General features: G+C 74.1%; 17 protein-coding genes. 3 read left to right on the top strand and 14 right to left on the bottom strand.

Annotated features, from left to right (window positions below; all coding sequences use genetic code 11):
* The 3 genes from ET526_RS20200 to ET526_RS20195 form a co-directional block, all read right to left on the bottom strand.
* Positions 1-968 (bottom strand): tape measure protein (locus tag ET526_RS20200; RefSeq protein WP_158295648.1); only part of this gene is annotated, 968 nt, incomplete at its 3' end.
* 1 nt (position 969) lies between these two features.
* Complete coding sequence (locus tag ET526_RS21575; protein WP_192898734.1) at positions 970-1,119, bottom strand: hypothetical protein; 150 nt, start codon at positions 1,117-1,119, stop codon at positions 970-972.
* A gap of 164 nt (positions 1,120-1,283) precedes the next feature.
* Positions 1,284-1,661, bottom strand: a complete 378-nt coding sequence (locus ET526_RS20195; RefSeq protein ID WP_135470737.1) for a hypothetical protein — start codon at positions 1,659-1,661, stop codon at positions 1,284-1,286.
* Between the two features lie 71 nt (positions 1,662-1,732).
* Here ET526_RS20195 and ET526_RS20190 point away from each other — a divergent pair, with 71 nt between their 5' ends.
* Positions 1,733-2,005 carry a type II toxin-antitoxin system ParD family antitoxin gene (locus ET526_RS20190; protein ID WP_135470735.1) on the top strand — a complete coding sequence of 91 codons (273 nt, stop codon included), beginning with the start codon at positions 1,733-1,735 and terminating at the stop codon, positions 2,003-2,005.
* Positions 2,006-2,035: 30 nt separating this feature from the next.
* Positions 2,036-2,362, top strand: a complete 327-nt coding sequence (locus tag ET526_RS20185; RefSeq protein ID WP_135470733.1) for a type II toxin-antitoxin system RelE/ParE family toxin — start codon at positions 2,036-2,038, stop codon at positions 2,360-2,362.
* Positions 2,363-2,365: 3 nt separating this feature from the next.
* Here the strand turns inward: ET526_RS20185 and ET526_RS20180 are convergent, their stop codons facing one another.
* Genes ET526_RS20180 through ET526_RS20155 form a run of 7 tightly spaced genes read right to left on the bottom strand, consistent with a single transcriptional unit; the run spans position 2,366 to position 5,562 of the window.
* Positions 2,366-3,322 carry a phage tail tube protein gene (locus tag ET526_RS20180; protein WP_135470731.1) on the bottom strand — a complete coding sequence of 319 codons (957 nt, stop codon included), beginning with the start codon at positions 3,320-3,322 and terminating at the stop codon, positions 2,366-2,368.
* A gap of 34 nt (positions 3,323-3,356) precedes the next feature.
* Positions 3,357-3,803, bottom strand: a complete 447-nt coding sequence (locus ET526_RS20175; protein ID WP_135470729.1) for a hypothetical protein — start codon at positions 3,801-3,803, stop codon at positions 3,357-3,359.
* Positions 3,800-3,931 carry a hypothetical protein gene (locus tag ET526_RS22465; protein ID WP_275668657.1) on the bottom strand — a complete coding sequence of 44 codons (132 nt, stop codon included), beginning with the start codon at positions 3,929-3,931 and terminating at the stop codon, positions 3,800-3,802. The genes ET526_RS20175 and ET526_RS22465 overlap by 4 nt, the downstream gene beginning before the upstream one ends.
* A complete protein-coding gene (locus ET526_RS20170) occupies positions 3,928-4,656 on the bottom strand; it encodes a DUF6441 family protein (protein ID WP_135470727.1) in 729 nt (242 codons plus the stop codon). The genes ET526_RS22465 and ET526_RS20170 overlap by 4 nt, the downstream gene beginning before the upstream one ends.
* Positions 4,653-4,973 carry a phage holin family protein gene (locus tag ET526_RS20165; protein ID WP_135470724.1) on the bottom strand — a complete coding sequence of 107 codons (321 nt, stop codon included), beginning with the start codon at positions 4,971-4,973 and terminating at the stop codon, positions 4,653-4,655. Before ET526_RS20165 ends, ET526_RS20170 begins: the two co-directional genes overlap by 4 nt.
* An 8-nt stretch (positions 4,974-4,981) precedes the next feature.
* Positions 4,982-5,290 carry a head-tail joining protein gene (locus ET526_RS20160; RefSeq protein ID WP_135470722.1) on the bottom strand — a complete coding sequence of 103 codons (309 nt, stop codon included), beginning with the start codon at positions 5,288-5,290 and terminating at the stop codon, positions 4,982-4,984.
* Entirely contained in the window at positions 5,287-5,562 is a 276-nt protein-coding gene (locus ET526_RS20155) for a hypothetical protein (RefSeq protein WP_135470720.1), read from the bottom strand. The genes ET526_RS20160 and ET526_RS20155 overlap by 4 nt, the downstream gene beginning before the upstream one ends.
* On the opposite strand from ET526_RS20155, the gene ET526_RS20150 reads away from it, so the two are divergent.
* The gene (locus ET526_RS20150; protein ID WP_135470717.1) at positions 5,549-5,851 is read left to right on the top strand and encodes a hypothetical protein; all 303 of its coding nucleotides are present in this window, start codon (positions 5,549-5,551) and stop codon (positions 5,849-5,851) included. The genes ET526_RS20155 and ET526_RS20150 overlap by 14 nt on opposite strands.
* Here ET526_RS20150 and ET526_RS20145 read toward each other — a convergent pair.
* From ET526_RS20145 to ET526_RS20130, 4 genes are all read right to left on the bottom strand, one after another.
* Positions 5,842-6,240 (bottom strand): M15 family metallopeptidase, encoded by a 399-nt coding sequence (locus ET526_RS20145; protein WP_135470715.1) that lies wholly within the window; start codon positions 6,238-6,240, stop codon positions 5,842-5,844. The genes ET526_RS20150 and ET526_RS20145 overlap by 10 nt on opposite strands.
* Positions 6,240-6,590: a DUF2190 family protein gene (locus ET526_RS20140; protein WP_135470713.1), complete on the bottom strand. Its 351-nt coding sequence runs from the start codon at positions 6,588-6,590 to the stop codon at positions 6,240-6,242. Before ET526_RS20140 ends, ET526_RS20145 begins: the two co-directional genes overlap by 1 nt.
* Positions 6,591-6,664: 74 nt before the next feature.
* Positions 6,665-7,720, bottom strand: a complete 1,056-nt coding sequence (locus ET526_RS22725) for a phage major capsid protein (RefSeq protein WP_456305129.1) — start codon at positions 7,718-7,720, stop codon at positions 6,665-6,667.
* 1,282 nt (positions 7,721-9,002) lie between these two features.
* Positions 9,003-9,649, bottom strand: a 647-nt coding sequence (locus ET526_RS20130; RefSeq protein WP_135470711.1) for a phage portal protein, incomplete at its 5' end; no start/stop codon positions are given.

The following is a 9,649-nucleotide window of genomic DNA, read 5'->3' as shown; positions in this document are numbered from 1 at the left end:
CGCAGGCTGTCGCGGCCGTCCTGCTCGCTCTCCAGCCGGCCAATCTGGGCAGACAGCGCCTCGGCCCGGCGGCGCAGCCCGGCGAGGCGTTCCTCCTCGCTGCGCAGGCCGGCGCCCTGGCGGACGCTGTCCACCGCGCGCGCGGCGGCCGAGAGCGCCCGGGCCAGCGCGTTGGACAGGCCGATGGCGCGGTCGAGCTGGCCGAGAAAGTTCTCGGTCGCTGCCGTCAGCTGGCCGAAGGCGCGGCCGAGCGAGATCGGGGCGCGGTCGAGCTCGGCGCCGAGCCGCTCGGTGGCGCGCAGCAGCGCCGGGAACACCCGCTCGGCGGTGAGCTGGCCCTCCGAGCCCATCTGCCGCAACTGGCCGATCGAGACGCCGAGCTCGCGCGCCAGGCCCTCAGCCAGCAGCGGCATGGCCTCGAGGATCGAGCGGAGCTCGTCGCCCTGGAGCACGCCCGAGGCCAGCGCCTGGGCGAGCTGCAGCGTGGCCGAGGAGATCTCCTGGGTCGAGGCGCCGGAGACGATGGCGACGCGCTGCAGCCCGCCGACGAGGCGGACCACCTGGTCGGAGGTGGCGCCGATCTCGCGGGAGGCGATCGCGAAGCGCTGGAAGGCGTCGACGCTCTCGGAGACCGCGACGCCGGTAGAGAGCGCGTTGCGGTAGAGGGCCTCGTAGACCTGCCCGGCGCGCTCCACCGAGCCGGTAGCCTGCTGCAGGCGAGAGAGGCCCTGGGTCAGCGCGTCGCCGGCCTGCACCAGGGCGCGGGCCGCGGCGGCGAGGCCGGCGAGCTGGATGCCGCGCGTGGCGACGTCCAGCAGTTCGAGCGAGCGGGACGCGCGCTCGGCGCCGCCCTTGATCTGGTCGAGGGAGCGCTGGCCGGCCTCGCCGACCTCGCGCAGCCCGGCCTTGACCCGGGCGGCGTCGTCCAGCGACAGGCGGACCGAGACGCGGCGGGTGGCGTCGGCCATGTCAGGTGGTCTCCCTCTCGCGGCGGGCGGCGCTGCCTTCGGCCATGCCGATGCGGATGGCCAGCAGCAGTTCGGCGGCGGCCCAGCCGGACGCACCGAGATCGCGCGCGGCGGCGAGCGCGCCGCCGATATCGAGGCTCAGCCCGCCCATCGTGGCCTCGGCGCAGGCCGTTCCTGCGGCCCATACGGCGGCGCCCTCGACGCTCGCGGGGGCGTGGGCGGCGTAGGGGCAAAGGGCGCCACAGTCGCGCCCAAGGGCCGCGCAACCGCGGCAGTATTCGGACCCGCGCCCGAAGTGCCAGGCGGCGCGGGCCCTTAGCCGTTTCCCTCGATGGCCACCGCGGCGACGGGGGCGGTGGCGCGGTCCCAGAAGGCGGCGGCGATGTCGTCGAGGTCCATCAGCCGCTCCACCGCCTCGGGCGAGAGCGGCAGCGGCTTGCCGGCGGCGTCGTCCACGCCCTCCCAGGCGGTGACGGCGTGGCGGGCCAGCGCCTTGACGAGGAAGGCGAAGGACAGGCCGCGCTCCATGTCGGGGTCAAGGTCCGGATCGGCGATGCGGATCGCGGTCAGCCGGCGCGAAGCGGCGGCCTGCGCCGCCGCCATGACGGCGGTGGTGACCGGCTTGATCTCGACGCGCACGCCGCGCGCCAGATCGATCCAGTACGGCTCGGTGGGGAGGTCGAGGGTGAGCATGGGCGGTCTCCGGACTTGAAACGGGCAGCCGCCATGTCAAAGTCTGACATGACGAGGGACAGGAGGGCGGGATGCCGAATGTCAGCCTGACGCCGGAGCTCGAAGGCTTCGCCGAAGCCTGTGTCGCCTCGGGCCGTTACGGCAACGTCAGCGAAGTGATGCGCGCCGCGCTGCGGCTGCTGCAGGCGCAGGAGGAGAAGCGCGCGGCCTTCGTGCGCATGCTCGAGGCGGCGGAGCGCGAGGCCGACGAGACCGGGTGGTTCGAGGTCGAGCAGGTCGCGGAGGAGATGGACGCGATCATCGCCGAGGCGGAAGCCAGGCGGGCGCGGGAGCAGGCCCGCTGAGCCCGACCGGCAGCCTTCGGGCAACGCCCGATGGGCGGTAAGCGCCCGGCGATCCTCTCGGCGCAGGCGCGTCGTGACCTTGCCGAGGCGGCGGCGTTCATCGCCACCGACAATCCTGCCGCGGCCCGCCGCCTGCGCGAGCAGGTCGTTGCGGCTGCCGTCCGGATCGGGGCCTATCCGCGGATCGGGGTCGTCCGTCCCGCCCTGGCACCGGAGGAGGTGCGCTTCCTGGTCGTCCCGGACTTCCCCTACGTGATCGTCTATCGGGCGACGGCGGCGCCGCCGCGCATCCTGCGGGTCCTGCATGGCGCGCGCGACCTGCAGGAGCTGCTGCGTGACCTGCTCGGCGGCGCGTGATCCTCACGCATACTCGCTCGCCTGCTGCTGGTTCCGGAGCACCACGGTCATCATGCGTGTTGCCGTGGCGTTGTAGGCGGCGCGGAACGCGAAGCTCGCCTCGACGCCGGCCGGCCCCTCGATCGGGGTCTTGGCCAGCGCCAGATAGACCTCGTGCAGCGTGAAGGTCAGGCTGCGGTTCGCGTCGATCGTATAGCTGAAGGCAAACTCCGCCGGCGCGTTGTTCTGCGCCTGGGTGAGCAGCGTGGTGTCGGCAAAGCGCGCGGTGATCTGGCCGGTGGCGCGCGCGATGCCGGGATCCACGCCCTCGACCTTCCGATCGGCGCGAATGGTGCGCACCATCTCCATGCCGTTCGCGTAGGTGAGACGCGCCCCGGTCACCTGGGCGAGCGCTGAGCCGTTCCGGCTGATCGCGCCCTGCGCCTTGTTGAAGGCGGTGTAGGCGGCGCTGGTCGGCGTGCCGCCCGAACTCGCGGCGCTGCGCGTCGAGCCCTGGCCCATCAGCCCGAAGGTCGCGGTGGCGGGACCCGTGGGCGAGAAGTCGAGCTCCAGCGTGTCGGCGCGCACCCCGGTGCAGAGGTCGTAGTTCGGCACGTCGGGGTAGCCGATCTCGACGCTGTTGGAGGGCAGCGCCGCGGCGCCCGAGCCGAAGCTGTGGATGAAGTTCGGGCTGGTGCCGGTGGTGGTCGGCGGGCCGAGCAGCAGGCGCAGCCAGTGGCCGATGTTGACGAGGTCCAGCGGCACCACCGCCTGGCCCTGCACCGTGACGGTGTCGAGGAAGGGGGCGGCCGGGTCGCGGCTGCCGCCGACGCCGATGACGTCGGCGTCGAGCAGCGGCTGCTCGGCGCCGAGGTCGCAGGAGAGGAAGGGCAGGCGCCGCCAGTCGCCCGAGGGCGCGGTGCCGTAGACGGTCTCGGGGATCATGAGCAGGCGGCAATTGGCGCCGATGGCACGGGGCATCGGGGATCTCCGGGGTCAGTGGGAGGGAGAAGCGTCAGGCCAGCGGCGAGCCGGCGACGGTGAAGAACAGCGCGACGGGGACCGAGGCGGCGCGCGCGGCCGCGGCGCCCTCGACCTCGACGTCCTCGAACTCGGGCGCGCCGGGCTGCGCCCATTCCACGGCGCCGCCCAGGGTGCGGTCGGCGGTGACGGCGGCGGCGATGTCCACCAGGAGCCCGTCGAGCAGGGCATTCCGGGCCGCGGGCGTCGCACCGGCGACGGTGACCTCGACCTCGGCGCGGTGCTCGATGGCCCAGGCGAGCGGCGAGAGGATCGGCGTCTCTTCGACGGTCTCGCCATCGCGGATGACGACCAGCCCGCCCGGCGGCAGGCGCTGCGGCACGGTCTCGCCGCGCAGCACCAGCGGGGCGGGATGGCGCGATGCCAGCGCCGTCACGAGCCGGGCGTGCAGGGCGGCGATGGCGGCCTCGCGGAGGCTCATGCCCAGCCCAGCAGGGTCGCGACGAAGCGGCCGCCGACCCAGGTGACCGCCAGGGCGAGGCCGATGCAGAGCCAGCCGAGCGCGGAGAGGACAAGGAGCAGGAGCAGACTGGCACGACGGCTCATCATGGCGCCTGCCTCCCGCTCTCGCGCTCCCAGGCCGCGACGAAGCGCCCCGGCAGCCGGCGCAGGCCGCGCTCGGCGGCGCCCTTCACGTCCAGGCGCTTGGCGAGCTTCACCTGGGGCAGCAGCAGGAACATCGGCACCATCCCCCGCGCGAGCATGCCGCGCGCCCAGGCCTCGCGGCCCTTGCGGTTGGCGGTGCCGATCTCGGCGAGGCCGCCGGCGATCAGCCGGGTGCGGCGGCGCCGGCCGGTCTGCTCGCCCTGGCGGAGCGGCAGGCACCACACGAAGCCCCGTCCCGACTGGAACGGCCGCAGGAAGCCCTGCCCGGAGGCGACCATCTGCGCCGGCGTGACACGCAGACCCTTGTCACCGCGGCCCCGGCGCCCCCGCGCGGCGTTGAAGCCGGTGGGGATCGCCAGGAACTTTCGCCCGCCCTTGGCGCGGATCAGCGCGCCGCGCTCGAAGGCGTCGATCACGTTGGGCACCTTGGTCCAGACCAGCCCGGCGGGGCGGAGCGACTGCCCCGAGCGGGGGAAGACTTGGCTGCGCCAGGCGTTGGCGATCCCCCGCGCATTGCCGCCGAAGGCGCTGGTCACCTGCCGCCGCAGTTCCGCCTTGACCTGCTCGGTCTCGGCGCGGATCGCCGTCATGGCCGCGCGCTCGCCGGCGCGCACCTCGGCCGCGAGCGCCTGGCGCAGGTCGCCGAGGATGGTGGCGGCGAGCCTCACGGCGTCCCGCCCCCCGGCGGCAGGCCGGTGCGGTGGCGGATGATGGCGACGGCGAGGTCGTGCAGCGCGGCCTGGCCGAGGTAGCCGAACACGAAGGCGAAAAGGAAGCGGCCGTACTCGTTGAACGCGAGGAAGCCGCCGAGGGCATAGCCGGCGCTGCCGACCAGCGCCGCGGAGGGCACCTCCCAGGCGAGGCACCAGCCGAAGCGGCGGCGCTCGGGGTTGTTCCAGCGGACGAAGCCGCCGGCGAAGCCGGCCGCGGCGCCGAACAGCAGGTCGCGCAGCATCTCCAGCAGGGTGAGGGTGGTCTGCGGCATGGGGGCTCCTATCGCTGGCAGAGGACGCGCCAGGCGATGCCGGCGGCGTCGCGCTCGGCGTGGCTGACGGTGAGCAGGTCGGGGCCGAGGGCGAAGCGGTCGCCGGCGGCGAGGTCGGGTAGGACGGCGATGGGAACCGAGAGGATGTCGGTGGCCGAGAGGATCTCCGTCCCGAAGGCGTCGGCCACGCGGTCGGGCGAGGAGCGCAGCACCCTGACGACGATGGGCGCGCCGGTGCCGCCCTGCCGATAGACCGCCTCGACCCCGAGGTTCGGATCGGCGACGAGCGCCGCCATCGCGACGTCGAAGGCGTTCACCGCTCGCCCCCATCGGCCGGGTTCAGCCGCCGCACCGCGGCGAGCCGCCCCGCGCAGTCGGCGTGGGCGGCGTCATAGGCCAGCAGCAGCTCCGCTACCTGGCCCTGCGTGAGGTGATCCGTGGCCGGAAGCGCCGGCGCCGGGGCGCAGACCAGCAGCGCGTCAGGGAGGCGGAGCGGCAGCAGGCGGATCTCCGGCGCTGCGGCTGGCGCGCAGGCGCTCGACAGCAGCGCGCAGCACAGGGGCAGCGCCGGCAGCGTGGCTCGGGTCACGGCGAAGGGCCTCCAGATTGGCGCCGAGGCGCGCGGCCCGGGCGCGGGCACGCTCGGCCTCGCCGGTCAGCGCCGCGATGTGGCGCGCATGCTCGGCGGTGGCCTGGGCCAGCGCGGCGGCGTTCGCCTCCGCGGTGCGGGTGGCCATCGCCGCGACGAGGCGGGCGGCGTCGCGCTGGCTGCGGAAGTGCCAGGCGGCCAGCGCCGTCATGGCGCAGGCCGCTGCCAGACCGATCGGCAGGGCATGCCGACCGAGCAGCCCAAGGATCGCCGCGCCGGTCACGGATAGGCCTTGCGGTCAAGCTCGAAGTGCGGCCCGTCGCGGAAGGAGGTCCAGTCGCCGCCCCAGACGATCGGCACCCCGAGCGCCTTGGCCGCAGCCTTCATGGCGGCGCCGATCTGCTCGTAGAGCGGCCAGTCCCAGCGGATCTCGCCGTGTTCGGGGACGCCGTCGCCGTCGTCGAGCCAGTAGGCCAGGTCGACGGCGTGGCCGGTCAGATGCCGGCTGTCTATGGTGCGCGAGGCGCCGATCGCGACCAGCCGGGCCTGGCGCTCCCGCGAGCGCACCCCTTCCGTCACGATGAACGGCACCTGCTGGCGAGCCCGTTCGACGACGCGGACCAGGTCCCGGTGCACGCCCGCGAGGCGCGCCCGGTCGCGCGGCAGCAGCGCGGCCATCACGCCCCCGACGCCGGCACGCGGGCGAGCATCACCCGCACCGTGGCGTCCGATGCCGCGGCTGCCATGGTCGCGATACCGACCTGGAAGTTGCCGGTCGCGGTGGTGGTGATGCGGCGGTTGGTGTTGTCCCAGAAAACGCGCGCGCCGGCGGAGATCGCCTGTGCGGGGTCCTTGGGCAGCTCGAACTCGCCGCGGGTCTCGCACTCGACGGTAGCGTTCTGGGCGGCGTCGGAGGCCGCCACCCCGAAGAACGCGCCGACCAGCATGCCCTGGCCGGCGAGGATGCCCCCCGCGTAGGGCACCACCATCGGGATGGAGCGCGCGTCGGGACGGAGGCAGTTGCGCATGGGAGGGTCTCCTGAAGGCGCTGAGGGCGCCCCGCAGGACGCCCTCGACGAAGCTGCTGTGGTGGTGGGAAGGATCAGGTGCCCGGGTTGAACCAGGCGCCGCGCCAGTCGATGGCGCCGACGCCGAAGTCGAAGATCACGCCGACCTCGACGCCGTCGGCGCCCTGCACCGGGCCGGTGGTGACCTGCGGCCCCTCGGCGCCGTTGAGGTAGCCGTAGACGTAGACCGGCGCCGCGGCCGGGTCGGAGAACAGGTACCAGCGGTTCCCCGGGATCAGCGGCTCGATCACCGGCTGCACGAAGCCGGCGAAGACGTTCGCCTTGGCCGTCTCGCTCGCCTGCACCACCACCGTCGCCTGGCGGGCGGCGAGCTCGAGGTTCGGCCCGACCAGGAGGCGCATGGTCTGGCCGATCGAGATCGGCAGCCCGTCCAGCGTGCGCTGCTTCATGATGGCGGCNGCGGCGAGCTCGAGGTTCGGCCCGACCAGGAGGCGCATGGTCTGGCCCATCGAGATCGGCAGGCCGTCCAGCGTGCGCTGCTTCATGATGGCGGCGCGGCCGGCGCCGATGGTCGCGGTGTCGAGCACCGTGCCGGTGCTGGCCTTGTTGGCGCGCGCCGCGCCGGTGCCGAACACGGGCGCGTTGCCGGTGGCGAGCGTCGGCCCGTCGCCATTGGCGCTGTTGAGCAGGTTGTAGGCGGTGGCGTTCTCGAACTCGGCGACGCGCCGGCCGATGGCGGCGGCGAAATCGGTGAAGGCGCCGAGGTCGTCGTTGACCAGCATCGGCCGGGTGACGCGGATCCTGCGGGCAAAGGTCTGGAGCAGGACGATCTCCTGGCTCTCGGACATGGTGCCGACCTGGATCTCGCCGTTCTCCGCGAGGGGCAGCAGGGTCGGGAAGTCGCCGATGCGCAGGTGCCGGTGCGGCTTGAAGTCGCGGAAGTCGCGCCGGAGAAAGATCTGCCGATAGGTCGGCTGCGCCGGCTGGTAGGCGGCGAGCAGCATCTTGTTGGCGGCGGCCGCGAGCAGCAGCGGGAAGTCCGAGCTGGTGTGGAAGGCGCGCTCGGCGAGCAGGGTCGGATTGCGGGGCGGGTTGCGCTCGCCGCGGCGGGCGAGCAGCTCGCGCAGCATGTCGGAGGGGCGCCAGCCGAGGAACTCGGCGTGGCGGCCGGAGCCCTGCGGCTGGTAGCCGGGCATGGCGCGCACAGCGAGCGCCTCGGCCATGGCGTCGAGGATCTGCGCCGGGTCGTCGTGGCCGGGGCCGGTCTCGGGGCGGGCGGGGATGGAGGGCCGCGGGCCCTTGGCCACCAGGGCGTCGAACAGGGCGCGGCGGGCCTGGTCGCCGGTCCAGCCCTGGGCGATGGCCTCGGCACGGATAGGGGTGATGCGGTCCGCCGGCAGCAGGGCGCGGGCGGCCTCCACGGCGGCATCGATGCCGGCGATGCGCTCGCGCTCGGCGCGGCTCGCCTCGGCGCGCACGGCATCGAGATCGGGCGGTGCGACCGCTGCGGGCGCGGCGCGGCTGGGTTCTGGGCTGGTGGTCACGGTGGTCTCCTGGGGCGGGGTGGGGGGCGCCGACGGCGCGGGAACGTCCCGGGCGGCCGGCGCGGCCGGGGTCTCCGGCGTCGTCTCGAGCATGGTGGTGTCCTCGTCAGGCAGGGCGGGTTCGATCGCGATGGCGGGCGCGCCCTGCGGCGCCTCGCCACGCACTGCGGCATCCCGGTCCACCGGGACCGGCACGACGGAGATCTCGAAGGGCTCCCAATCCACCGCGCGGTGGACGATCTCGCCGGTGGCGGGGTCGGCCCGCGGCTCGTAGCGGTGCACGCGGTAGCCGACGCTCACCGCCCGCAGCGTGCCGTCGGCGATGCGCTGCCAGACCGGCTCGACGTCGGCGGCGGTCGAGAACTGCAGCGTGGCGTAGCCGCGGCCGCGCTCGAGGCGGGCGGCGGTGACCCGGCCAAGGACATCCCTGGCACCATCACGGCGGTGGGTGTCGAGCACCGGAGCGCGCCCGGAGCGCAGCGCCTCCATGCGCACCGCGTTCGGCGACATCTCCAGCTCCTCGGTGATGAGGCCAAGGGCGGGGACGAAGTTGCGGGCGCGGGCGCCGGTGCTNGGCCAAGGACATCCCTGGCACCATCACGGCGGTGGGTGTCGAGCACCGGAGCGCGCCCGGAGCGCAGCGCCTCCATGCGCACCGCGTTCGGCGACATCTCCAGCTCCTCGGTGATGAGGCCAAGGGCGGGGACGAAGTTGCGGGCGCGGGCGCCGGTGCTCCACACCACCTCGACGGTGCGGGCGGCGCGATCGACGGTGGCAGGCGCGGCAATCGCGCGCTGCGCCAAGATGGGCGCAGCAGCAAGCTCCGGTGCGGGGTCTCCCCCGCCCGGTTCGATGATGTCCGTCATGGTCAGCCCTGTGCTGGGATCTCGCGCGGCGGGGCCGCGGCGCCGGTGGCGGCAATCTCGACCGCGGCCATCTGCGCGGCGTCCTGCGCTGCGCCGGACTTCGCGACCCGGCGCGGGTCGGTGTCGAGCGAGATGCCGGCCTCGTCGAGCAGGGCGTTGGCCTCGCGGATCATCTCCACGGCGGCCCGGAAGTCGTAGCCGAAGGCCCCGGCCGCCTCGGGCTGCGGGACGAAGCCAGCGCGCACCTGGGCAATCAGCGCGGTGGTATCCTTTAGCGGGTCGATCATCTCGTGCGCCGGCGGCACATGCGACACACCGTCCGGCATGTCCGTCCCCCACAGCCCGAGCAGCGCGCCCTGGGCGTGGAAGCGCTCGGCGACGGGCCGCACCAGCATCGGGATCAGCATGCCGTACTGCACCTGCTCGCAGAGGCGGCGGAACTCGATCTTGCCGGCGCGGAGGGACGAGTAGTTGGCCTGCGTCAGGTCGCCGGAGACCTGGTCATAGGTCAGGCCGGCGCCCACCGCCGCCGCCTCCAACGCCCTGCGGGCGAAGGCGGCGTGCGACCCGCCCCCCGAGGGATTCACCACCTCCACGCTGCCCATGCCACGGCGGTACAGGATCATCCCCGGCTCGAAGCTCTCGACCG

Origin of the sequence: Crenalkalicoccus roseus, from assembly GCF_004761865.1 — a bacterium.
In the GTDB taxonomy this organism is placed as follows: Bacteria; Pseudomonadota; Alphaproteobacteria; order Acetobacterales; family Acetobacteraceae; genus Crenalkalicoccus; species Crenalkalicoccus roseus.
This window is presented reverse-complemented; position numbering and strand designations above follow the sequence as displayed.